General features: G+C 73.7%; 19 protein-coding genes and 2 pseudogenes. 11 read left to right on the top strand and 10 right to left on the bottom strand.

Annotated features, from left to right (window positions below; genetic code table 11):
* Positions 1 to 9: 9 nt before the first annotated feature.
* Positions 10 to 855: pseudogene (locus ACIQAK_RS20035) on the bottom strand (EamA family transporter); the annotation flags it as partial.
* Positions 856 to 902: 47 nt separating this feature from the next.
* Between ACIQAK_RS20035 and ACIQAK_RS20030 the strand changes: the two are divergent.
* From ACIQAK_RS20030 to ACIQAK_RS20020, 3 genes are all read left to right on the top strand, one after another.
* Positions 903 to 2,381 carry a PLP-dependent aminotransferase family protein gene (locus tag ACIQAK_RS20030; protein ID WP_366390285.1) on the top strand — a complete coding sequence of 493 codons (1,479 nt, stop codon included), beginning with the start codon at positions 903 to 905 and terminating at the stop codon, positions 2,379 to 2,381.
* Positions 2,382 to 2,541: 160 nt separating this feature from the next.
* Complete coding sequence (locus tag ACIQAK_RS20025; RefSeq protein ID WP_366390286.1) at positions 2,542 to 4,131, top strand: alkaline phosphatase D family protein; 1,590 nt, start codon at positions 2,542 to 2,544, stop codon at positions 4,129 to 4,131.
* Positions 4,132 to 4,433: 302 nt separating this feature from the next.
* Positions 4,434 to 5,870: a GNAT family N-acetyltransferase gene (locus ACIQAK_RS20020; protein WP_366390369.1), complete on the top strand. Its 1,437-nt coding sequence runs from the start codon at positions 4,434 to 4,436 to the stop codon at positions 5,868 to 5,870.
* On the opposite strand, the gene ACIQAK_RS20015 is transcribed toward ACIQAK_RS20020, so the two are convergent.
* Entirely contained in the window at positions 5,776 to 7,017 is a 1,242-nt protein-coding gene (locus tag ACIQAK_RS20015; protein ID WP_366390287.1) for a PLP-dependent transferase, read from the bottom strand. The two genes, ACIQAK_RS20020 and ACIQAK_RS20015, sit on opposite strands and share 95 nt — an antisense overlap.
* A gap of 59 nt (positions 7,018 to 7,076) precedes the next feature.
* On the opposite strand from ACIQAK_RS20015, the gene ACIQAK_RS20010 reads away from it, so the two are divergent.
* The 3 genes and pseudogenes from ACIQAK_RS20010 to ACIQAK_RS20000 all read left to right on the top strand — a co-directional run bounded on the left by ACIQAK_RS20010 (position 7,077) and on the right by ACIQAK_RS20000 (position 9,910).
* A complete protein-coding gene (locus tag ACIQAK_RS20010) occupies positions 7,077 to 7,565 on the top strand; it encodes an Lrp/AsnC family transcriptional regulator (RefSeq protein ID WP_366390288.1) in 489 nt (162 codons plus the stop codon).
* Positions 7,566 to 7,632: 67 nt separating this feature from the next.
* Positions 7,633 to 9,321, top strand: coding sequence for a DUF885 domain-containing protein (locus tag ACIQAK_RS20005; protein WP_366390289.1), 1,689 nt, complete (start codon positions 7,633 to 7,635; stop codon positions 9,319 to 9,321).
* Positions 9,322 to 9,380: 59 nt separating this feature from the next.
* A pseudogene (locus ACIQAK_RS20000) lies at positions 9,381 to 9,910 on the top strand (ATP-grasp domain-containing protein).
* A 20-nt stretch (positions 9,911 to 9,930) separates the two neighbouring features.
* Here the strand turns inward: ACIQAK_RS20000 and ACIQAK_RS19995 are convergent.
* Entirely contained in the window at positions 9,931 to 10,425 is a 495-nt protein-coding gene (locus ACIQAK_RS19995) for a rhodanese-like domain-containing protein (protein WP_366390290.1), read from the bottom strand.
* An 88-nt stretch (positions 10,426 to 10,513) separates the two neighbouring features.
* Between ACIQAK_RS19995 and ACIQAK_RS19990 the strand changes: the two genes are divergently transcribed.
* Positions 10,514 to 10,960, top strand: a complete 447-nt coding sequence (locus tag ACIQAK_RS19990; RefSeq protein WP_366390291.1) for an Lrp/AsnC family transcriptional regulator — start codon at positions 10,514 to 10,516, stop codon at positions 10,958 to 10,960.
* A 51-nt stretch (positions 10,961 to 11,011) separates the two neighbouring features.
* Here ACIQAK_RS19990 and ACIQAK_RS19985 read toward each other — a convergent pair whose 3' ends face one another.
* From ACIQAK_RS19985 to ACIQAK_RS19975, 3 genes are all read right to left on the bottom strand, one after another.
* On the bottom strand, positions 11,012 to 14,017 hold the full coding sequence (locus ACIQAK_RS19985; protein WP_366390292.1) for an SMC family ATPase: 3,006 nt from the start codon (positions 14,015 to 14,017) through the stop codon (positions 11,012 to 11,014).
* Positions 14,014 to 15,183, bottom strand: coding sequence for an exonuclease SbcCD subunit D (locus tag ACIQAK_RS19980; RefSeq protein WP_366390293.1), 1,170 nt, complete (start codon positions 15,181 to 15,183; stop codon positions 14,014 to 14,016). The genes ACIQAK_RS19985 and ACIQAK_RS19980 overlap by 4 nt, the downstream gene beginning before the upstream one ends.
* A gap of 221 nt (positions 15,184 to 15,404) precedes the next feature.
* A complete protein-coding gene (locus tag ACIQAK_RS19975; RefSeq protein WP_366390294.1) occupies positions 15,405 to 16,031 on the bottom strand; it encodes a YigZ family protein in 627 nt (208 codons plus the stop codon).
* Between the two features lie 74 nt (positions 16,032 to 16,105).
* On the opposite strand from ACIQAK_RS19975, the gene ACIQAK_RS19970 reads away from it, so the two are divergent.
* Positions 16,106 to 16,537, top strand: coding sequence for a CoA-binding protein (locus ACIQAK_RS19970; RefSeq protein WP_366390295.1), 432 nt, complete (start codon positions 16,106 to 16,108; stop codon positions 16,535 to 16,537).
* 45 nt (positions 16,538 to 16,582) lie between these two features.
* Positions 16,583 to 17,392 carry an AAC(3) family N-acetyltransferase gene (locus ACIQAK_RS19965; protein ID WP_366390296.1) on the top strand — a complete coding sequence of 270 codons (810 nt, stop codon included), beginning with the start codon at positions 16,583 to 16,585 and terminating at the stop codon, positions 17,390 to 17,392.
* Between the two features lie 197 nt (positions 17,393 to 17,589).
* Here the strand turns inward: ACIQAK_RS19965 and ACIQAK_RS19960 are convergent, their stop codons facing one another.
* Positions 17,590 to 18,339, bottom strand: coding sequence for an acyltransferase (locus ACIQAK_RS19960; RefSeq protein WP_366390297.1), 750 nt, complete (start codon positions 18,337 to 18,339; stop codon positions 17,590 to 17,592).
* 161 nt (positions 18,340 to 18,500) lie between these two features.
* On the opposite strand from ACIQAK_RS19960, the gene ACIQAK_RS19955 reads away from it, so the two are divergent.
* The gene (locus ACIQAK_RS19955) at positions 18,501 to 19,031 is read left to right on the top strand and encodes a gamma carbonic anhydrase family protein (protein ID WP_366390298.1); all 531 of its coding nucleotides are present in this window, start codon (positions 18,501 to 18,503) and stop codon (positions 19,029 to 19,031) included.
* A 138-nt stretch (positions 19,032 to 19,169) separates the two neighbouring features.
* Here ACIQAK_RS19955 and ACIQAK_RS19950 read toward each other — a convergent pair whose 3' ends face one another.
* Positions 19,170 to 19,607, bottom strand: a complete 438-nt coding sequence (locus ACIQAK_RS19950; protein WP_366390370.1) for a DUF4442 domain-containing protein — start codon at positions 19,605 to 19,607, stop codon at positions 19,170 to 19,172.
* Between the two features lie 156 nt (positions 19,608 to 19,763).
* Between ACIQAK_RS19950 and ACIQAK_RS19945 the strand changes: the two genes are divergently transcribed.
* Positions 19,764 to 20,900 carry a hypothetical protein gene (locus ACIQAK_RS19945; RefSeq protein ID WP_366390299.1) on the top strand — a complete coding sequence of 379 codons (1,137 nt, stop codon included), beginning with the start codon at positions 19,764 to 19,766 and terminating at the stop codon, positions 20,898 to 20,900.
* A gap of 62 nt (positions 20,901 to 20,962) precedes the next feature.
* Here the strand turns inward: ACIQAK_RS19945 and ACIQAK_RS19940 are convergent, their stop codons facing one another.
* A complete protein-coding gene (locus tag ACIQAK_RS19940; RefSeq protein WP_366390300.1) occupies positions 20,963 to 21,808 on the bottom strand; it encodes a fused MFS/spermidine synthase in 846 nt (281 codons plus the stop codon).
* Positions 21,809 to 21,875: 67 nt separating this feature from the next.
* Positions 21,876 to 23,051, bottom strand: coding sequence for an elongation factor Tu (tuf, locus tag ACIQAK_RS19935; RefSeq protein WP_366390301.1), 1,176 nt, complete (start codon positions 23,049 to 23,051; stop codon positions 21,876 to 21,878).
* Positions 23,052 to 23,080 lie beyond the last annotated feature (29 nt).

Here is a 23,080-nt window from a genome sequence, read left to right as displayed (position 1 = left end):
TGCCACCCCGGCGCCGACCAGCAAGCTCCCCGCGCCTTGCGCCATGCCGTACGTGCCGGCTCCGACGAGCGGTGCGGTCAGCGCGGCGGAGACCGGGATGAGGCCGGAGAAGAGGGTGGCGCGTTCGGCCCCGATGCGTTGCAGGCCGATGTACCAGCAGACGAAGCCGACCACGGTGACGACGACGGCCTGCCAGAGCAGGGCCGTCGTCTCGGCCGGTGTCGGGACCCGCAGGAACGCGGCGCCGTCCATGATCAGTCCGAGCAGCGCGGACTGCACGGCGGCGACGGCGCAGACCGTCGCCGCGAGCAGTTTGGGGCCGAGCGGCCGCAGCACCGGTACGGCGAGGACCGCGAAGCCGACCTCGCCGGCGAGCGCGCCCACCGACCAGCAGACGCCTGCCAGGTCGGTGCGGCCCCAGCCCTGGACCGTGAACGCTCCGGCGGCGACCAGCCCGCCGGCGTACAAGGTGGTACGCGAGGGGCGACGGCTCTCCAGGAGGGGGACCAGGACCCCCACGACGATGGGCGCGCAGCCGACGAAGACGCCCGGAACGGCCGGTTCCGCGCTCCGTTCCGCTGCCAGGATCGCCAGGTTGAAGCCGACCATGCCGACGGCGGAGAGCAGACCGAGCCGCACCCACCGGCGCCCGGAGAGGCCTCGCAGCGGAAGGGCCACGGGGTCGGGGCCCCGCCGCAGCAGAGCGGCCAGCAGCAGTGCGGCCAGACCGTAGCGGAGCGCCTGGCCGCCCGCGTACGGGTAGTCGCCGAGGACGCTGTTGGCGGTGAAGGAGGCTCCCACCAGCACACAGGCGAAGGCGGCCAGGAGGGCTCCGCGCAGAGAGTTCGTGTTCATGACGGTGACGCTAGGTCCGGGCGCGGACCGGTTTAGGGTCCACTTCCATGACGTCTTCGGGGACCAATTCGACCGGTGGGGAAGGCCGCGACCGATCCGGCGGTCTCGATTCCACTTCTCCGGCCTGGGAGCTGCTGCTGCCCGCCGCCGCCGCCCCGGTACGCGGGCGGGGGCGCGCCCTCCAGTCCGCCCTGCGGGAGGCCGTCCGCTCGGGGCGTCTCACCGCCGGCACGAGGCTGCCCTCAAGCCGGGAACTCGCCGCCGATCTCGGGGTGTCACGCGGGCTGGTCACCGAGGCGTACGAACAGCTGACCGCCGAGGGCTATCTGCGCAGCGGCCGGGGCGCGGGGACCTGGGTGAGCGGTGGAGTGCGCGCCGCGGCGCATTCCGTACGGGATCTGGCGCCGCGTGCGCCGGGCGCACGAGTGGACTTCCGGCCGGGCGTCCCCGACCTCTCCCTCTTCCCGCGCGCCGCGTGGACCGCCGCCCAGCGGACGGTGCTCGGGCGGCTTCCGCACCGTGCGCTGGGGTACCCCGATCCGCGCGGGCTGCCGGAGCTGCGGGAGGCGCTGGCCGGACTGCTGGTCCGGCGGCGCGGGGTGGTGGCCGATCCCGAGCGGCTGGTGGTCTGCTCGGGTGTGGCGCAGGCGGCGACCTTGCTCGGCTTCGTGCTGCGTGACGAGGGGCTGGCCTCGGTCGGCGTGGAGGACCCGGGGAGCCCGGAGCACGCGTCGCTGTTCGCGTCTACGGGCCTGAACGCGGTCCCGCTGCCGCTCGACGCGGAGGGGCTGGCGCTCGATCCGTTGCGGCGCTGCGGCGTACGCGCCGTGGTGACCACACCGGCGCACCAGTTCCCCACCGGAATCGCCTACTCCGCGGAGCGGCGCCGCCGACTGCTCGACTGGGCACGTGCGGCGGACGCCGTGATCATGGAGGACGACTACGACGGGGACTTCCGGTACGACCGGGCTCCGGTGGGGGCTCTGCAGGGACTCGACCCGGAGCGTGTGGTGTACACCGGATCGGTGAGCAAGTCGCTGGCGCCGGGACTTCGGCTGGGCTGGCTCATCGCCCCCGCCTCCCTGACCGGCGCCATCATCGCCCGCAAACGGACCATGGATCTGGGAAATCCCGCCGTCGACCAGGCGGTGCTGGCCGACTTCGTCACACGCGGCGCCTACGACCGGCAGCTGCGCCGCTGCCAGCGCGCCTACCGGGAGCGCCGGGACGCCCTGGTGGCCGCGCTCGGCGAGCACTTCCCCGGTACGGCGGTCAGCGGCATCGCCGCGGGGCTGCACATCATCGCGCGGCTGCCCGAACGGTACGGCCCCGAGGGGAGGTTCCTGAGCCGCGCGGCGGGGGCGGGCATCGCGCTGCGGCCGCTGAGCGACTGCGGGGACTCGGGGCCCGAGGACGGCACGGTGGCGCTCGTGCTCGGCTATGCCCATCTGGGGATGGGCGACATCGCCCGGGGCGTCGCGATGCTCGCGGCCGCGCAGGGGCGGGACACGGGTGCCTGTGTCTGACGGTGCCTTGGACCGGCCCCGTTCACCCGTCGTTGGGGCAGCGGCCTCCACGGCCCACTAGGCATGGGGGCGGAGACCGGCTCCGGCCCGACGGAGCGTTCCGGCCGCCTCGGCCCGGTGTCCGCCCGCCCGTTCCGCCCACCGTCCTGGAGGCGCTTCGATGCCGCACCGCCCACGTGTTCCCTCGCCCGCCCGCCGTACCGTCCTGCGCGGCTCGCTGCTCGTCCCGGCGGCGGCCCTTCCCACAGCCCTCGGCGCGGCTCCCGCCCTGGCGCTGGCGGGGCGGCCGGAGGCGGCGTGGGGGGTACAGGTGGGGAGCGTCACCGCCTCCTCGGCGCTGGTGTGGGTGCGGTCGGACCGGCCCGCCCGGATGCTGGTGGAGACCTCGGCGACCGAGTCCTTCCGCCGGGTCCGCCGCTGGTACGGACCGCTGATCGGCCCGGGGACGGACTTCACCGGCACCACTCCGCTGTACGGCCTTCCGGCGGGCGAGCAGGTGCACTATCGCGTCACGCTGGCCGACCCGGGTGATCCGCGCCGTACGGGAAGACCGGTGTACGGAACCTTCCGTACCGCTCCGGCCCGGCGTCGGGACGGAGTGCGCTTCCTGTGGTCCGGAGACATCGCGGGGCAGGGCTGGGGCATCAACCCCGACATCGGCGGCTACCGGGTGTACGAGGAGATGCGCCGCCTCGACCCGGACTTCTTCCTGTGCAGCGGGGACACCGTCTACGCGGACGGGCCGCTCCGGCCGAGCGTGACACTGCCCGACGGCAGGGTCTGGCGCAACGTCATGACCGAGGAGAAGGCCAAGGTCGCCGAGACGCTGGACGAGTACCGGGGGAACTTCCGCTACAACCTGCTCGACCACAACGTCCGGCGCTTCAACGCACAGGTCCCCTCCGTCGTCCAGTGGGACGACCACGAGGTGCGCAACAACTGGTACCCCGGCCAGATACTCGACGACTCGCGCTACACCGAGAAGAACGTCGACATCCTCGCGGCCCGTTCCGCGCGCGCCTTCCACGAGTACTTCCCGGTGTCGGCGTCGCACGGATCGTACGGTTCCTCCGCGCGGCGGTCGCGCATGTACCGCGTCGTCCACCACGGGCCGCTGCTGGACGTCTTCGTCCTGGACATGCGCTCGCACCGCAACCGCAACTCCCCCGGCCGACAGGCCGACGACGCGACCGGCATCCTCGGTGCCGAGCAGCTCCGTTGGCTCGAACGTGCCCTCGCCGCGTCGCGCGCGGTGTGGAAGGTGATCGCGGCCGACATGCCGCTCGGCCTGGTGGTCCCGGACGGGGCGACGGACTTCGAGGCGGTGGCCCAGGGCGATCCGGGCGCTCCGCTCGGCCGTGAGCTGCAGATCGCCCAGCTGCTGCGGTTCATCAAGCACCGCAAGGTCACCGGCACGGTGTGGCTGACGGCCGATGTGCACTACACCTCGGCACAGCACTACGCCCCCGAGCGGGCGGCGTTCAAGGATTTCGCGCCGTTCTGGGAGTTCGTCTCGGGCCCGCTGGCCGCAGGGGGTTTTCCGGCCAACGCGCTCGACGGCACGTTCGGGCCCGACCGTGTCTTCGTCCGGGCACCGGACCGGGCCAATGTGTCGCCGATGGAGTCCCCGCAGTACTTCGGAGAGGTCGAGATCGACGGTGACAGCGCTGATCTGACGGTGCGTCTGCGGGCCGAGGGCGGTGCGGTGCTGTTCAGCAAGGTGCTGCACCCGGGCCGGACCGGGCAGTGAACGGCCGCCGCCCGCTCGCCCGTACGGCGGCCGTCGACCTGCGCACATCGTCGCTCCGGGGCCCGTTGTCAGTGCTGGGTCCCACGGTTCTCCCCTGACCCGATCCGTTCAGGCCCTGGCCTACGCACGCCCGTCCACCCTGGAGTCCTCCCAGGTGGGAGGCTCTCTACCAGCGCACCTCACCTGGCCGCCAAATCCGGCCGAAAAACGACGATAGGTAATCAGATCCATACTTAACCCATCAGTCACAAGGTGTTCGTGGTCAGGCAACACCATGCGTTCACAGTGAGGATATGACTGATGTGACGTCTTCGAAGACCTCCCGCCGTCCGCATCACTGGCGGCGGGACCTGATCGAGCTGGCCGCGCTGTTCACCGCCGTCGCCGTGGCCGACGCGATCGCCAACCTGATCGGGCACCAGCCCGACGGCCCCTACCTGCTCATGGCGTCGGCCGTGGCCCTGGTGGCCACGGCGACCTTCCACACCTGGTGGGCACGGCGCCACAGCAACGCTCCCCCGCCGAAGGAACCGGTCGCGTCCGGTCCGACGCCGGACGGGGCCATCGGTTCGATCACCGGGGACGGGCCGGGGGACGGGTCCGGGTCCGGGTCCGGGGGGAGCGTTCTGTGGCGGATGCGGACGACCGTGCGCGACGCCCCTGGCTCTCTGGCCGCCCTGTGCCTCGTGCTCGCCCGGTTCCGCATCGACATCCTGACGCTGCAGACCCACCCGCTGGCCGACGGGACGGTCGACGAGTTCCTGCTGCGGGCGCCCGCCTCGCTCCCGGCGCAGGAGCTGGCCCGGCAGATCGCGGGCGCGGGCGGCTCCGCCACCTGGATCGAGCGGGCGGACGCCCACGATCTGGTCGACACCCCGACCCGGGTGCTCTCGCTGGCCACGCGCACGGCGCTCGACGCGGCGGAACTCCCGCTCGCCCTGCGCCAGTTGCTCGGCCGGTGCACCATCCACTCGCTGCCCGCCGTCTCCATCACCGGCCGGCCGACCGGGGAGAGCGCCCCGGTCGAGGGCGTGCTGGAGGAGACGGTGATGCGGCTGCGCGACCCGTCCGGCGGAGTCATCTCCGTCGAGCGGCCCTATCTGCCGTTCACCCCCACCGAGTTCGCCCGGGCCCGCGCCCTGGTGGAGCTGGATGCCCGGCTCGGCCCGCGGGTGCCCCGTAGCGAGGACATCCTCACGCTGCCCGAGGGCAACGAGATCACCGTGCGCCGCGCGGACCGCGGCGATCTCGCCGCCGCGCGCGCCATGCACGACCGCTGCTCCCCGGGCACCCTGAGCCTGCGCTACCACGGCCCCGTGGGTGACGCCGACCGCTACCTGGACCACCTGCTCAGCCCGCGCTTCGGCCGCACCCTGGCCGTCCAGACCGCGTCCGGCAAGCTGGTGGCGCTGGGCCACCTCCTCTGGGACGGCGACGAGACCGAGGTGGCCCTCCTCGTCGAGGACGACTGGCAGCGCCGGGGCATCGGCTCGGAGCTGCTGGGCCGGCTGGTGCAGCTCGCCGAGGAGGCGGGCTGTGACAGCGTGTACGCAGTCACGCAGTCCCGCAACACCGGCATGGTCGCCGCGATGCGCGCCCTGGAACTGCCCCTCGACTACCAGATCGAGGAAGGCACCCTGGTCATCACCGCACGGCTGGCGAAGGCGACGGAGCCGACGAGTGCACCGGCCGAGCGGACCGCTCGGCCTTCCGGACCTGTGGAACAGGCCCGTCGCTGAGCGCCTGGCACAGGTCGGCCCACAGGTCCTCGACGTCCTCCAGGCCGACGGACATCCGCAGCAGCCGGTCCCCGACCCCGGCCGCCTGCCGGTCCCCCTCGTCCACGATGCGGTGGCTGATGGAGGCCGGGTGCTGGATCAGTGAGTCCACGCTGCCGAGGCTGACCGCGGGCGTGATGAGCCGTACGCCGGCGATCACGTCGTGCGGGTCCCCGTAGACCTCGAAGGAGATCATCGCCCCGCCGATCTCCGGGTAGTGCACCCGGGCGATCCGGGGATCGGCGGTCAGCCTGCGGACGAGTTCGGCGGCGCTGGCCGAGGCCGCCCGTACCCGTACCGGAAGGGTGGACAGCCCTCGCAGCAGCAGATAGCCGGCCAGCGGGTGCAGCACCCCGCCGGTGGCGAACCGCACCTGGCGCAGCCGGGCGGCGAACTCCTCGTCGCAGGCCACGACTCCGCCCATCACGTCGCCGTGTCCGCCGAGGTACTTGGTGGCGCTGTGCAGGACGATCCGGGCGCCGTGTTCGACCGGGCGCTGCAGGACGGGGGTGGCGAAGGTGTTGTCGACCAGGAGCGGTACGGAACCGCAGGAGTGCGCGACGGCGCGGATGTCGATCTCGGCGAGAGTGGGGTTGGCCGGGGTCTCGACCATGACCAGACCGGTGTCCGGGCGGATGGCGTCGGCGATGCCCGCCGGGTCGGTCCAGGTCACCTCGGTGCCCAGCAGCCCGGCGCCCAGCAGGTGGTCGCTGCAGCCGTAGAGGGGCCGGACCGCGACGACGTGGCGCAGCCCCATGCTCGCGCGGGCCAGCAGGACCGCGGTGAGGGCCGCCATGCCGCTGGCGAAGGCGACGGCACTGTCGGTCCCCTCCAGCCGGGCGAGCGCCGTCTCGAAGCGGGCGGTGGTCGGGTTGTCCAGCCGGGCGTAGACGGGCGGGCCGTCCGGCCGGGCGCCCGTGGTGGCGAAGGCGTCGATGCGCTCGGCCTCGCCGCGCGAGTCGTAGGAGGGGTAGGTGGTGGACAGGTCGAGCGGCGGGGCGTGCAGGCCGAGGGAGGCGAGGTCGTCGCGTCCGGCGTGCACGGCTTCGGTGGCCAGCGCCCTGGCCGGGGTGGGGGCAGGGGGCGTCGTCGAGACTTCGTTGTCCATGGGTGCACTCTGAACAGTTACCGGTTCGTAGCGGCGAAGGACCGTGTTACGTTCGCCGCATGGCCGATTCCGTCGCTCTGGACCCGGTGGATCTGCATATTCTGCGGTTGCTGCAGAACGATGCGCGGTCCACGTACCGCGAGCTCGCCGCCGAGGTCGGGGTGGCCCCCTCGACCTGTCTGGACCGGGTGACCCGGCTGCGCCGCTCCGGGGTCATCCTCGGCGATCAGCTGCGGCTGGATCCGGCGAAGCTCGGCCGGGGGCTTCAGGCGCTGCTGCTGGTGCAGGTCAGGCCGCACCGCCGCGAGCTCATCGGCCCGTTCGTCGACCGGGTCCGGGCCCTGCCGGAGTCCCGCGCGCTGTTCCACCTCACCGGCCCCGACGACTACCTGGTCCAGGTGGCGGTGGCCGACACCGCGGATCTGCAGCGGCTGGTGCTCGACGAGTTCACCTCGCGCCGGGAGGTGGCCCGGGTCGAGACCCGGCTGATCTTCCAGCAGTGGGACTGCGGCCCCCTGCTGCCGCCCGGCGAGGCGATCCGTCCGTGATCGTCTTTCGGACGTACGCCCGTAAACGGTGGTGACGGGGAGGGCCCCGCCGTTGGAGGATGTCCGCATGTCAGACACTTCGAGCAGCGCGCTGCCCCGTCAGGTCGCCGACGCCTACGTCGACGCAATCATCGAACTCGACCCCATCACGGGCACCTATCTGGGTGTCCGGGAAAGCTCGCGCCGGCTGCCCGATTTCTCACCAGCAGGTCAGGCCGCGGTCGCCGACCTCATCCGCGCCACGCTGCTGAAGCTGGATGACGCGGAGCGGCTGCCGGGTGCGGACAGCGATGCCGAGCGCCGCTGCGGGCGGCTCCTGCGGGAGCGGCTGACGGCGGAACTCGCCGTGCACCAGGCGGAGGAGGGACTGCGGACCGTCTCCAATCTGCACTCGCCCGCCCACAGCCTCATCGAGATCTTCACGGTCACCCCCACCGAGACGGAGGAGGACTGGGCGGCCGTCGTGGAACGGCTGCGCGCGGTCCCGGCCGCGATCGAGGGGTACCGGGCCTCGCTCGGGCTCGGTCTTGAGCGCAAGCTGTACGGCGGCCCCCGCGCGACCGCCACCTTCGTCGGGCAGCTCGCGGAGTGGGGCGGCGAAGGCGAAAACGCCGCGTTCTTCTCGGAGTTCGTCGCCCCGGCACCCGAGGCGGCGCGCCCGGAGCTGGACGAGGCCGCCCGGCTCGCGACCGCCGCTCTCACCTCCCTGCGGGACTGGGTACGTGAGGTCTACGCCCCGGCGATCGAGGGGGCGCCCGACACGGTGGGCCGGGAGCGTTACGCGCGCTGGTCGCGCTATTACAACGGGACGGACCTCGATCTCGACGAGGCGTACGCGTACGGCTGGTCCGAGTACCACCGGCTGCTGGCCGAGATGCAGACCGAGGCCGCGAAGATCCTGCCCGGCGCGGGTCCCTGGGAGGCGCTCGCCCACCTCGATGTGCACGGCACGCACATCGAAGGGGTGGAGGAGGTCCGCGAGTGGCTCCAGGGGCTGATGGACGAGGCCATCGAGGCGCTGGACGGCACGCACTTCGACCTGGCGGAGCGGGTCCGGAAGGTGGAGTCCCGCATCGCCCCGCCCGGCGGCGCCGCGGCCCCGTACTACATCGGTCCGTCCGAGGACTTCTCGCGCCCCGGGCGCACCTGGCTGCCCACCATGGGCGAGACCCGCTTCCCGGTGTACGACCTGGTCTCGACCTGGTACCACGAGGGTGTCCCCGGCCACCACCTGCAGATCGCGCAGTGGACGCATGTCGCCGACAGCCTCTCCCGCTACCAGGCGTCGGTCGGCCAGGTCAGCGCGAACGCCGAGGGCTGGGCGCTGTACGCGGAGCGGCTGATGGACGAGCTGGGCTTCCTGCCGGACGCGGAGCGGCGCCTGGGCTATCTGGACGCGCAGATGATGCGTGCCTGCCGGGTCATCGTGGACATCGGCATGCACCTGGAGCTGGAGATTCCGGCGGACTCGCCGTTCCACCCGGGTGAGCGCTGGACGCCCGGCCTCGCGCAGGAGTTCTTCGGCGGCCACAGCGGGCGGCCGGCCGACTTCGTGGAGAGTGAGCTGACCCGCTACCTCTCGATGCCGGGCCAGGCCATCGGCTACAAGCTGGGCGAGCGGGCCTGGCTGCTGGGCCGGGAGAACGCCCGCGCCGCCCACGGTGACGCGTTCGACCTCAAGGCATGGCACATGGCGGCGCTCTCCCAGGGGTCGCTCGGCCTGGACGACCTGGTGGACGAGCTGTCCAAGCTCTGATCCGCCGCCCCGGCCGGTCCCGCTCACCGAGCGGGACCGGCCGGGTTCCGCACGACCGAGTGAGGCAGTCCGCCAGGACCGAACGGACCGGATTCCTCTTCTGCGCCGACCCGTTGCGGCCGAACCGGCCCGACCCGCACTTCGCCGACGAGGTGGCCGCTGTCCGGGCCGCGGGAGGCGGGGTCGTGCCGGTCGACCACGAGGCGCTCCTCGCCGGGGACGCGGCCGGGGCGGTGGCACGGGTGGCGCGGGGCTCCGGCCCGTACTGGTACCGGGGCTGGTGCTGCGCGCCTTCGAACCGTTCGTACCGGGCGGGGAGGCGCGGGTGTGGTGGCTGGACGGAGAGCCGGTGCTCGTGACCGCCCACCCCGACACTCCCGACCGGCTGCCCGATCCTCCGCTGGGCCCGGTGCGTGAGGCGGTGCGGCGGCTCGGGCCGCGCTGGGTCACGACCGACCTGGCGCTGCGGGAGGACGGGGTGTGGCGGGTGGTGGAGGTGGGTGACGGCCAGGTCAGCGGGCTGCCCGTGGGGGCGGCGGCGGCAGATGAGCTGTTCGCCGCGCTGGCCGCCGCCGGGCCGCATTCCTGAAGGTGCCGGCCGGGAGCCCCTCAGCAGCCGCAGTCGGCGTCGTCGACCGGGGCCGTGAGCGGGTCGGCGGCGCGCCGCCCGGCGCCCTCCCAGGTCTCGAAGGCGAAGCCCTCGCGCGCCCAGTATTCGAAGCCGCCGAGCATCTCCTTTACCTGGTAGCCGAGTTGGGCCAGTGCCAGGGCCGCGCGGGTGGCGCCGTTGCATCCCGGCCCCCAGCAGTACGTGACGACGGGGACGGCCGGGTCCAGCAGCCGTGCCGCGTGCTCGGGTATCAGGGCCGTGGGCAGGTGCACCGCGCCGGGGACGTGCCCCTGGTCCCAGGAGGCGGTGGAGCGGGAGTCCACGACGACGAAGCCGGGGTCACCGTCGGCGGCGAGTGCGGAGGCGACGTCGGAGACATCGGCGTGGAAGGCGAGCGAGGCGCCGAAGTGGGCGGCCGCCGCGGCCGGGGATGCGGGCGGGACGCGCAGGACGGAGTTGACGGCCATGGCCGTGGTCCAGGAGGTCATGACCATGAATCTATGGCCGCCGATCGGGACCAGGAAGGGGGATTCCCCGGCACCGGCCTTGATCCCCCGGGGATTTCCCTGTTGTCTCGGTGGAGTGACCGACTATTCCCCGGACGCCACCGACTGGCGCCTTCTCGATGTCCTCCAGCGCGACGGCCGCGCCACCTTCGCCGAGCTCGCCCGCGCCGTCGCCATGTCCCCCAGCGCCGTGACGGAACGGGTACGGCGCCTGGAGGAGATGGGGGTGATCAGCGGTTACGCGGCGGTGGTCGACGCCGAGCGGCTCGGGCTGCCGATCCTCGCGCTCGCGCGGCTGCGCTATCCGAACGGGAACTACAAGCCCTTCCACGACCTCCTGGAGACCACCCCGGAGATCGTGGAGGCCCATCACGTCACGGGGGACGACTGCTTCGTCCTCAAGGTGACGGCCCGCTCGATGCGGCACCTGGAGGAGGTCACCGGCCGGATCGGCGCCCTCGGTTCGGTCACCACCAGCGTCGTGTACTCCTCACCGCTCCCCCGGCGCGCGATCGGCCGCTGAACCGCCAAAGCCACCCCTTGGACACAACCGCAGGAGCCACCCCCGAAGGCGCTAGACGCGGTGGTGGACCGTCGATCCGTGCCGGTCCTTCACCACTTCGAGCCGGGCCGGGATGCGGCGGCGCAGATCGGCCACGTGGCTGACGATCCCGACGCTGCGGTCCCGCTCCCGCAGCGAGTCGAGCACGTCGAGCACCTCGTCCAGGGTCTGGTCGTCCAGGCTGCCGAAGCCCTCGTCGATGAAGAGGGTGTCCAGGCGCACGCCGCCCGCTTCCTCGGTGACGACGTCGGCGAGACCGAGCGCCAGGGCCAGGGAGGCGAAGAACGTCTCCCCGCCGGAGAGCGTGGAGGTGTCCCGCTCGTTGCCCGTCCAGGCGTCCACGACATGGAGTCCGAGCCCGGCCCGGCGGCCGCCCGTTCGGGCGTCGGAGTGGACGAGGGTGTAGCGGCCGGAGGACATCCGCTGCAACCGGGCGGTGGCGGCGGCCGCCACCTGTTCGAGGCGGGCGGCGAGGACGTACGCCTCCAGGCGCATCTTGCGTTCGTTGTCGGCGGAGGTCCCCGCGGTAAGGCCCGCCAGCCGGGCGACCCGCTCGTACTCCCGGCGCACCGGTCCCAGCCGTCGCACCTCCTCGGCGGCCTGTCCGGAGAGCCGGTCGAGTTCGGCGCACCGGTCGCGGGCGGCCGCGCGCGCCGAGGACGCCTCGCGCAGCAGCCGTTCGGCCGTCTCCTGGGCGCTCTCGGCCGCCGCGGTCCGCGCCGGCGGGCGCTCGGCGGCTGCCCGCGCGTCCCGTTCGGTGCGGCGGTCGGCGACCGCCGCGGCCTCCGCCTGCCAGGCGTCGACGCGGTGCTGGAGGTCGCGTTGCGCGGCGGCGTCGAGGAGGGTGGCGGCGGCGGCCTGCGGGGTGTCGAAGCCGGCTTTGAAGGCCGCGTCGGAGAGCCGGCCGTCGGCTTCCTTGCGCCGCCGGGCCGCGTCCTGTTCGGTGCGTACGGCCTCGGCGGCGTCGGCGAGGAGCGCGACCCGGCGGGTCAGCCGTTGCGCGTGCGCGGCGACGGACTCCGATTCGCCCCGGGCGGCGGTGAGTTCGTCCTCCAGGGCGGCCTGCTCGCGGTCGAGGGCCTCCCGCTGGGAGGTACGGGCGGCGGCCCTGTTCCTGGCCTCCTGCCGCTGCTCCACCCGCTCGGTGTGTTCGCGCTCGGCGGCGGTGAGTGCCTCGCGCGCGGCGTGCGTCCCGGCGGCGAGGCGGTGGGCCTCGGTGTGCTCGTCGGTCAACCGGTCGACGAGGGAGCGCAGTTCGGCGACGGTCGCGGCAGCGGAGTCTTCCCCCCGGGCTTCCGTCTCGGCTGCCGCGTGCCGTTCGCGTACGAGTCCGAGTTCCTGTTCCGCGCGGGTGCGGGCCTCCTCGGCCGACCGGTGCGCCGCGAGGGCCTTCTCCTCCGTGGCCCGGTCCACATGGCCCTCGCCGGGGCTCGCGGGAGCCGGGTGTTCGGCGGAGCCGCAGACCGTGCAGGGCTCGCCCTCGGCGAGGCCGGCGGCGAGCTCCGCCGCGATGTCCCGCAGGCGGCGCTCCCGCAGGTCGAGCCAGGAGTCGCGTGCGTCCAGGGCCTGTTCACGCACGGCGGCGAGCGCCGCACCGGCGTCCTGTACGTCGGTGGCGAGCGCGTCGCGCCGACGTGCCGCGTCCAGTCGGCGGCGGGCCGGGGTGAGGAGTCCGGCGAGCTGTTCGGCGTGGGTGGCGGCCTCCTGGGCGGCGTCGATGCGCTGGGTAAGCTCCGCGCGGGTGGCGTCCCAGCCGGCCAGCCACGCGTCCGCCTCCCGGACGATCTCGTCGTCGGCCCGGGCGTCCCGGTTCAGCCGGACCCGTTCCTCGTCGATCCGCGCGCTGCGCGCCTCGGCCTTGCGGGCCGCTTCGAGCCCGCCGAGCTCCCCCCGGAACCGGCGCTCCAGCTCGGCGAGTTGGCCGGCGCCCGCGTCGGCCAGGTCGGCGGGCAGCCGCTCCCGGGTCCGGTCGAGCACATCGCTCGCCGCCCGGTAGGCACGCTCGGCCTCCTCGCGCAGCTCCAGTGCGGGGGCGACCCGGTCCGCCTTGCGGGCACGCTCCCACCGCTCCTGGCAGCGGTCATGTTCGGGGCGCCGCTCCTCCAGCGCTTCGGCGCGCCGTCGGGTCTCCTCGTACCGCTGCTGGAGGCGGGCCAGTTCGCGTTCCGCGTCCAGTGCACGGCGGGCGGCCCGCCCACGGCACTCGGCCTCCGCCACCACCGCGTGGGCGATGTCGAGCCGTTCGCGGGCGGCGCTACGAGCCATCGCGGCCCACTGCAACACCGCTTCGGCGAGACCGGGTTCGCCCGGCCGGTCGGCGGGGGCCGCGGCCTCGGTCGCGGCCGGGCCGCCTGCCTGGGCGATGCGCTGGGCGAGGGCGAGGATCTGCTCGTCGCCCGCCTTCACCCGGGCCTCGGCGCCCCGGCGCAGTTCGGCGAGGCGCTCCTCCACGGCGGCGAACCGGCGGGTGTCGAAGAGCCGGCCCAGCAGTTTGCCACGGGCCTCGGCATCGGAGCGCAGGAAGCGGGCGAAGTCGCCCTGGGGCAACAGCACGACCTGGCAGAACTGATCCCGGCTCATGCCGATCAGCTGGGCCAGCTCCTCGCCGATCTCCTGGTGCGACTTGCTGAGGGCCTGCCAGCCGCGCTCGGGGTCGTAACCGCGCAGCCGGCTCTGGGCCTTCTCCAGGGTGAAGCCGTCGCCCCGCTTCTTGGGGCGCGGCTGGGCGGGGCTGCGGCTGACTTCGAGGCGTCGGCCGCCGACGGTCAGCTCCAGCTGGACCTCGGTGGGCAGGTCGGCCGGGGCGTGGTCGCTGCGGAGGGTGGCGCCCGGGCTCTGGCGGGCTCCGGGGACGGCTCCGTACAGGGCGTAGCAGACGGCGTCCAGGACGGAGGTCTTCCCGGCGCCGGTCGGGCCGTGCAGCAGGAAGAGGCCGGCCGAGGAGAGGGCGTCGAAGTCGACCTCCTGGGTGGCGCCGAAGGGGCCGAAGGCGGTGAGGGTGAGGCGGTGCAGTCTCAAGGGGACACCTCGCGCACGCTCTCGTCCACCCGTACGTCGTCGAACGCGGCTCGCAGGACGGTGCGTTCCAGGTCGTCGGGTCCGCTGCCGCCGCGCACATGGGCCACGAAGTCCTCCGCGATCTGGTGGTCGTCGCGGCCCTTGAGGCGCTGGGCGTAGGAGGCGAGCGGGTCCTCGGGGGGCCGCTCGGGGTCGAAGACGAGGCTGAGGGTGTGCGGGAAGCGGGCGCTGAGGCGGGCCATGGGGTCGGCGGGGCGGACCGGGTCGGTGAGGGTGGCCTCGACCCAGGCGTGCGCGTGGCGGTCCAGGGCCGGGTCCTCCAGGAGGGTGTCCAGGTGGCCGCGGAGCCGGGCGAGGGGGCGCTCGACGGGGCAGTCGATCCGCTCCTCGGCGGCGATGTTCCCGTCGGCGTCCAGGTCGATCAGCCACATGGTCTTGCGGTGGTCGGCCTCGGAGAAGGAGTAGGCCAGCGGGGAGCCGGAGTAGCGGACGCGGCTCGTGACGCGCTGGGAGCCGTGCAGGTGGCCGAGGGCCACGTAGTCGACGCCGTCGAAGACCCCGGCCGGGACGGCGGCGACCCCGCCGACGGTGATGTCGCGTTCGCTGTCGCTGGGTTCGCCGCCCGCCACGAAGGCGTGGGCGAGGACGACGGAGCGGGTTTTGGCGGGGCGGGTGGCGAGGTCGGCGCGGACCCGGTCCATGGCGGCGGTCAGGACCGCCTCGTGCCCGGCCTTGGCCGCGCGGAGGGTGTCCTTGACGAGGGCCGGTTCCAGGTAGGGGAGGCCGTAGAGGGCGACGCCGCCGTGGTCGTCGGTGAGGACGACGGGGGTGGCGCAGCTCTCGGGGCCGGTCCGCAGGTGGATCCCGGCGCGGTCGAGGAGCCCGGCGCCGACGCCCAGCCGGCGGGCCGAGTCGTGGTTCCCGGAGATCATGACGGTGGGGACGCCGGTGGCGGCGAGCCGGTGCAGGGCGCGGTCGAAGAGCTCGACGGCGGTGAGCGGCGGGACGGCCCGGTCGTAGACGTCGCCCGCCACCAGGACCACGTCCACCTCCCGCTCCTGGACGGTCGCCACCAGATGGTCCAGGAAGGCGGCCTGGGCGTCGAGCAGGGGCACCCGGTGGAAGGACCGGCCCAGGTGCCAGTCCGAGGTGTGCAGCATCCTCACGCGGTCGCTCCGCCGGTCGAGCGGGTCGTGCCATGCGTGTACGTCGCTCGCCGCCCCATGCGCTGCATCTACGTCGTCCTCCACCCCTGGGCCACGCCGGAGCGGACCCTGATCCCGCCGCCGGCACCGACCACGCTAACGCCGTGGGGCCGCCGATCCCGCATCGATCAAGGATTTGCCCGGGGTGGGATTGCCCTCACGCGCCCGCCGCCGGAGGCCGCTCACCCGTCCCCGTACGCCTCGCCGCCCAGCTCCAGCGTGGCGGCCCCGGCGGTCGCGTCGGCCAGCCAGCCGGTGAAGGCGGCGACCTCGGCGTCCGGCAGCCCGATCTCGATGGTCACGGCCTCGGCGTACCGCACCTCGCGCACATCCCGCCCGGTGGCCCGCAGGTCGTTCTCCAGCTTGCCCGCCCGCTGGTGGTCGACGCGGACCGTCGCCAGCCGGAAGCGCTGCCGGGTGATGGTGCCGAGCGCGTCGAGGGCCTCACCGACCACTCCCCCGTACGCGCGGATCAGTCCGCCCGCGCCGAGCTTGACCCCGCCGTAGTAGCGGGTGACGACGGCCACGGCGTACCGGACCTCGCGGCGCGTCAGCATCTGGAGCATCGGAACGCCCGCGGTGCCGCCGGGCTCGCCGTCGTCACTGCCCTTCTGTACGGAGGCGTCGGCGCCGATCACGTACGCGAAGCAGTTGTGGGAGGCGGTGGGGTGCTCCTTGCGGACGCGTGCGACGAAGTCCTGCGCCTCCTGCTCGGTGGCGGCGGGGGCGAGGGAGCAGAGGAAACGCGATCGGTTGATCTCGCTCTCGTGCACACCCGCGCGGGCGACGGTCCGGTACTGCTCCTGCATCCGCCCACCCTATGCGCCGCCGCACCTACGGATTCCGGCGGGAATGGCGGGGTGGGGCCGTGGGTTGTCCCGGCATGAGCACAGACGGCAGGTACGCGGACGCGGAGACGATCCGGCGGATTCTTCAGGACTCGGGCGACACCTGGGCGGTGGTGGGCCTCTCCGGCAACCGCTCCCGGGCCGCCTTCGGGGTGGCGCAGGTGCTCCAGCGCTTCGGCAAGCGCGTGGTGCCGGTGCACCCGAAGGCCGAGACGGTGCACGGGGAGCATGGGTACGCCTCGCTGGCGGAGATCCCCTTCCCGGTGGACGTGGTGGACGTGTTCGTCAACAGCGAGCTGGCGGGCGGGGTCGCCGACGAGGCGGTGGCGGTCGGGGCGAAGGCGGTGTGGTTCCAGCTCGGCGTGGTGGACCCGCAGGCGTACGGGCGGACGCGCGCGGCGGGGTTGGACATGGTGATGGACCGGTGCCCGGCGATCGAGCTCCCGGCGCTGCCGCCTCGCGTCTGACGCCGCGGGTGTGGGGAGCACCCGGGGACGGGAAGGATCCCCGCCGTGAGCGAATCTCGCGGCAGCGGCTCCGTCGACGTCGAGCGGTTGACCGCCGCGCTGTCCGGGCTGGGGGTGCGCCCCGGCGATGTGCTGCTGGTGCATGCCTCCCTGCGGTCGGTGGGGGCCGTCGCCGGTGGGCCCGTGGCCGTGCTGGCGGCGCTGCGCCGGGCGGTGGGGCGGGCGGGGACGGTGGTGGTCCCCGCGTTCACCCCGGAGAACTCGGACACCTCCCCGCACTACCGCGCCCGCGTGCGGGGCCTGGACGCGCCGGCGCGTGCGGCGGTCCGCTCGTCGATGCCCCCGTTCGACCCGGCGCTCACCCCCGCCCCCTCGATGGGCGCCCTGGCCGAGACCGTACGGACGGCGGCGGGGGCGCGGCGCAGCGGCCATCCGCAGACGTCCTTCGCCGCGATCGGCCCGGGCGCCGCGAAGCTGCTCGCCGGGCACCGGCCAACGTGCCACCTCGGTGAGGAGTCCCCGCTCGCCCGGCTGTACGAGGCCGACGCCGGCATCCTGCTGCTCGGCGCCGGCTACGACACCTGCACCGCCTTCCACCTGGGCGAGTACCGCAGGCCAGGCGCTCCGCTGCGCCGCTACCGCTGTGTGGTGGCCCCGCAGGGTGTGCGGCGGTGGTGGGAGTACGAGGATGTCGCCCTGGACGACGGCGACTTCGCGGCCCTGGGCGCGGCGTTCGAGGAGGCCGCGGACCCCGGTGACGTCACCACGGCCCCGATCGGGTCGGCACCGTGCAGGCTCATCCGGCTGCGGGCGGCCGCCGACTTCGCCACCGCGTGGCTCACGGCCCACCGGTAGGCCGCCTCCGCCCCCAGGGCCTCGACGGCCACCACGCCCCGACGGGCGCCTTGCGGGCGCCGAGGTGCTCGCGCACCGCGCCGGTGACGTCGGCCCGGGTGCGGGAAGAGCACCGCGCAGGCGGCGAGGGTGGCCTCCCCGCCGCGCGCGCCCGCCACCACGACGCAGTCGAGCACCCTCGGGCCTCGCCGAAGCCCTTACGGAGAGTCCGGCTCCTGTTCCAGATCGGCCAGGGCGAGCAGCTGCTCGGGCGTGACGCCCTCGGGGATCGGCACGGGAGCCGGCGTGCGCAGGGGCGGCTGCCAGCCCTGCTCCGGGTCCCAGCGGCGTACGACACGGGCCGGGGCGCCCGCGACCACCGCGTGGTCGGGGACCTCGCCCCGGACGACCGCGCCCGCCGCGACCACCACATTGCGGCCGAGCCGGGCACCGGGCAGGATCACCGCGCCGGTGCCGATCCAGCAGCCGGGGCCGATCTCCACCGGTTCCATCCGGGGCCACTGCTTGCCCACGGGTTCGTGCGGGTCGTCGTAGCTGTGGTTGGTCGAGGTGATGTAGACGTACGGGCCGCAGTACGTGTCCGAGCCGATCGCCACCGTCGTGTCGGCGATGACATGGCTGCCCCGCCCCAGCACCACCCCGTCGCCGAGGGTGAGGATCGGCGCGGGCCCCAGGTCCAGGTCCGGCATCATTCCGGCCGTCAGCGTCACCTGCTCGCCGATGACGCAGTGGCCGCCGAGTTCGATCCACGGCTCCCCGAAGACGGTGCCCTGCGGAAAGGCGAGCCGGGTCCCCTCGCCGATCGCGCCGAAGCGCAGCCGGCCGGGGTGCTCGGCGGTGACGGCGCCCGCCTCCCGCGCCCACGCCCAGCCGCGGTGGACCGCTCGGGAGACGGCGCGGCGCCGCCAGCGGGCGAGGAAGGAGAACGTGTTGCGGTTCTTCGGCACGGGCTCACGGTAGTCGGCGTGGCGGGCGGCAACCGCGCGGTGACCTGTGATGTTCACCCCACCCCCCGGCGCGCGCGGGGAGCCGTCGCCTACCGTGTGAGACGGCCCGATCCCGATCGCAGGCCCCACGAGCAGCACACCGGACCACCGAGGAGCAGGCCATGGCGGAACAGGCGTTGATCACGGGCATGGGCGGCAAGGAGCCGGACATCGACGCGGACGCGTTCGTGGCTCCGACCTCCGTGGTGATCGGAGAGGTGACGCTGGCCGCCGGTTCCAGCGTCTGGTACCAGGCCGTGCTGCGCGCCGACTGCGGCCCGATCACGCTCGGCCCGGACAGCAACATCCAGGACAACTGCAGTGTCCACACCGACCCGGGCTTCCCGCTCACGGTGGGCGCACGCGTCTCGGTCGGCCACAACGCGGTGCTGCACGGCTGCGTCATCGAGGACGACGTCCTGGTGGGGATGGGCGCCACGGTGCTCAACGGCGCGCACATCGGCGCCGGGTCACTGGTGGCGGCGCAGGCGCTCGTACCGCAGGGGATGCGGGTTCCGCCGGGGTCGCTGGTGGCGGGCGTGCCCGCCAAGGTCAGGCGGGAGCTGACGGCGGAGGAGCTGGAGGGCATCCGGTTCAACGCGGCCGGGTACGTGGAGCTGGCCAAGGCGCACCGCGCGGCGCACGAGGGCTGAGACCCGCCGGGCGGCTCGGTCCCGTACCGGGTACTCCGTGTCCCGTCCGGGTGCCCGTCGGCCCCCCGGACGTACCGAAGCCGCCGCGCCCTCCCCGACCGGAGGGCGCGGCGGCCCGGGAACACGCGCCCGCGGGCGTCAGCTGTTGGGGCGCAGGGTCCACACGACGGTCATCTCGCCGGTGACCGCGCCGTCCGCCCGCCGGATCTCGACGGCGACCGGGAACTCCGGGCGCTCCCCGGCGTCGAGCTGGGCGACGACGTCGGCGATCGGGCGGCCCAGGGTGGCGGTCGCGGTGACCTCACCCATGGCCAGCTTCTTGTAGCCGATCTCGGCCCTGACGGCGAGCGGTACGGCCCGCGACATCTGGTCGCCGAAGGCGGCGATGACGATGGCGCCGCTGGCGGACTCGGCGAGCGTGAACATCGCTCCGGCGTGCGGTCCACCGACGTGGTTGTGGTACTCCGCCTGGTCCGGTAGCCGGACGACGGCGCGCTCGGGGGTCGTCTCCAGGAATTCGAGGTTGAGGGTCCGGGCCATCGGGACCGTCGCGACGAGCATCTCGCCGACGGTCATCTGTTCAGCGCTCATGGACCGAAGGTTACTCACGAGTAGCCAGGTTTGGCCATCCCCCCGTGACAGCACCGGGACAGCACCGGGACAGCACCGGGACAGCACCGGGACAGGGGCGGCCGTAGCAGGGAACACGCCACCCATCTATGGTTACTGGCCATGTGGCCAGGACAGCAGCCGCCCGGGGGCGAGCAGAACCCGCAGGACCCGAATCAGAACCCGTACCAGCAGCCGGGGTACCAGCAGCCGAATCCCTATCAGCAACCGGGATATCCGCAGCAGGGGCAGCAGCCGGGGCAGTCCGGGCCGCCCGGGTACCCGCCGGGGCCGCCGAGTCAGCCCGGTCACGGGCAGCCGGGGTACGGCCAACCCGGGTACGGGCAGCCGGGTTACGGGCAGCCCAATCCGTACCAGCAGCCGACCGTCCCGCAGTACGCGGTGCCCGGCCCGCCCGGCGGGCCCAAGCCGGACGGCGACAAGAAGAAGACGACCGTCGTCGCCATCGTCGCGGCGACCGCTGTCGTCGTGACCGCCGTCGTCACCGGCGTCATCGTGCTGAACGACAGCGGCGACGACGGCGGCTCCACCGTCGCCGGCGACAGGAAGTCCGCCTCCCCGAGCGCGAAGCCGGACGCGTCGGACGACGCGAGCTCCGCCCCGGCGGAGAACCCGCGCGGCTCCGAGAGCGACCCCGAGCCCCTCATCCCGGGCTGGAAGGTCGTCACCAACCCCAAGTGGGGTACACAGTTCGACGTCCCCGGCGACTGGGAGGTCTCCAGCTCGGGCACGTTCGCCGGCTTCGAGGACACCAAGGACCCCACGGCCGCGCCCGTCGCCGGTTTCTCGGCTCCCGCCTACTACAAGAGCAAGTGGTGCGTCCAGGACTCCGACAAGGACGGCCGCGACGAGGAGACCGAGCTGGCCGGCGTCGGCACGAAGGGTGCGCGCGGCGCGAAGAGCGCCGACCAGGCGGCGCGGAGCGAGGCGGGGACCTGGGTCTGGGCGGCCTACGCCCAGACCGACCCGAAGGAGAAGGTCAAGATCGCGCCGCCCAAGCCGTTCACCACGAAGTCCGGCCTTTCCGGCAGTGTCGTGACCGCCACCGCGACCGGTCTGGCCAAGAAGGAGAAGTGCGACACCGACGGCAAGTCGATCGCCTTCTCGTTCAAGAACGGCAACGACGAGTTCTCGACCTGGGTCCTCTACGGCCCCAAGGGCGTCGAGGGCGAGCTCCCGGACACCACGATCCAGCAGATCCTGAGCACGGTCCGCCTCGCCGGCAAGCCGACCGGCTGACGCCCGCTCTCCCGGCCCGGGAACGCTGTCCCCCGGCGCGGGGAGCATGGACCGCGGCGCCCTCAGCCGACGCTGAAGGCGCCGTCCGGCGGCTTGGGCGAGGCGACGGCGTCCGCGTCCGGCACCGGGCGGGCCCGGCCGACGAGCCGGGCCAGCGCCTCCCCGTGGGTGACCCGGGCCGGGAAGGCGTCGGCGGCGCAGCGGCGGGTGAGCGGCGCCGTGTCGAGCGGGGCGTGCGAGGCGAGCAGGACGACGTTGCCGAAGCGCCGCCCGCGCAGCACCGCCGGCTCCCCGATCAGCGCCAGCTCAGCGAAGACGGCCGCGAAGGTGGCCAGTTGGGACCGGAGGAAGGCGAACGGAGCGCTGTCCGCCAGGTTGGCGGCGTAGATCCCGTCATGGCGCAGCACCCGTCCGGCGGCCCGCGCGTACTCCACCGAGGTGAGGTGGGAGGGGACCCGGGAGCCGCCGAAGACGTCCGCCACGACGAGATCGGCGGACTGCGGCGGAGCCGCTTCCAGCCGGGCCCGGGCGTCGGCCGCGTGCACGGTGATACCGCTGCCGTCGGGCAGCGGCAGGTGCTCGCGGACCATCCGCAGCAGCTCCCGGTCCGCCTCGACGACGTCCTGCCGGGAGCCGGGGCGGGTCGCCGCGACATACCGCGGCAGGGTCAGCGCCCCGCCGCCGAGGTGCAGGACGTCCAGCGGGGCGTCCCCGGGCGCCGCGCAGTCCACGACGTGCGCGAGGCGCCGTACGTACTCGAACTCGAGGTACGAAGGGTCGTCGAGGTCGACGTAGGACTGGGGTGCGTCGTCGACCGTGAGCAGCCAGGCCCGGTCGCGGTCCACGTCGGGCAGCAGCCTCGCGGTACCGCGGTCGACCTCGCGGATGACGGGTATCGGCTCGTTCACCCCTCCATTGTCGCGCGGCCTCGCCGCCCGCCACCCCCGCGTGCGGGGGTAGCGGGCGAGCGGGCCGTCAGAGCAGGCCGGTGACCGTACCCGCGCCGACCGTACGGCCGTCCTCGCGGATGGCGAAGCCGAGGCCGGACTCCAGGGGCACGTCACGGCCGAGCTCCACGGTCATCGTGACCGTGTCGCCGGGACGAGCGACCGCCGCCTCGCCGAGGTCGACGTCACCGACGACATCCGCCGTACGGATGTAGAACTGCGGCCGGTAGCCGGTGGCGACCGGGGTCGACCGGCCGCCCTCCTTCGTCGACAGGACGTACACCTGGGCGGTGAACCGGCGGCTGGGCACCACGCTGCCGGGCGCGGCCACCACATGGCCGCGGCGGACCCGGTCGCGCTCCACCCCGCGCAGCAGCAGTGCCACGTTGTCCCCGGCCTCGGCGGACTCCATCGGCTTGCCGAAGGTCTCCAGCCCGGTGACGACCGTCTCGATGTCCGCGCCCAGCACCGCGACCCGGTCCCCCACGCGGACGGAGCCGCGCTCGACGGCGCCGGTGACGACCGTGCCCCGGCCGGTGATGGTCAGGACGTTCTCGACGGACAGCAGGAACGGCGCGTCGGTGTAACGCACCGGCATCGGCACGTACGTGTCGACGGCGTCCAGCAGGCCCTCGATCGCCGCCGTCCAGCGCGGGTCGCCCTCCAGCGCCTTGAGCCCGGAGACCCGGACCACGGGGACGGTGTCACCGCCGTACCCGTGCGCGGAGAGCAGCTCGCGGACCTCCAGCTCGACCAGGTCGGTCAGCTCGGGGTCGCCCGCGTCGGCCTTGTTGAGGGCGACGACGATGTGGTCGACGCCCACTTGACGGGCCAGCAGGACGTGCTCGGCGGTCTGCGGCATGATCCCGTCGAGCGCGGAGACGACGAGGATCGCCCCGTCGAGCTGCGCCGCGCCGGTGACCATGTTCTTGACGTAGTCGGCGTGACCGGGCATGTCCACGTGCGCGTAGTGGCGGGTGTCGGTCTCGTACTCGACGTGGGCGATGTTGATGGTGATGCCGCGCTGGGCCTCCTCGGGGGCCCGGTCGATCCGGTCGAACGACACGTAGGAGGTACTGCTGCCGCCGCGCTCGCTGAGGACCTTGGTGATGGCGGCGGTGAGGGTGGTCTTGCCGTGGTCGACGTGGCCCATGGTGCCGATGTTGAGGTGCGGCTTGGTGCGCACGTATGCCGTCTTGGACATGGCTCGTTCCTTTGAGAACTCGAAGCTGG

This window comes from Streptomyces sp. NPDC088706, from assembly GCF_044752765.1.
Lineage (GTDB): Bacteria > Actinomycetota > Actinomycetes > Streptomycetales > Streptomycetaceae > Streptomyces.
This window is presented reverse-complemented; position numbering and strand designations above follow the sequence as displayed.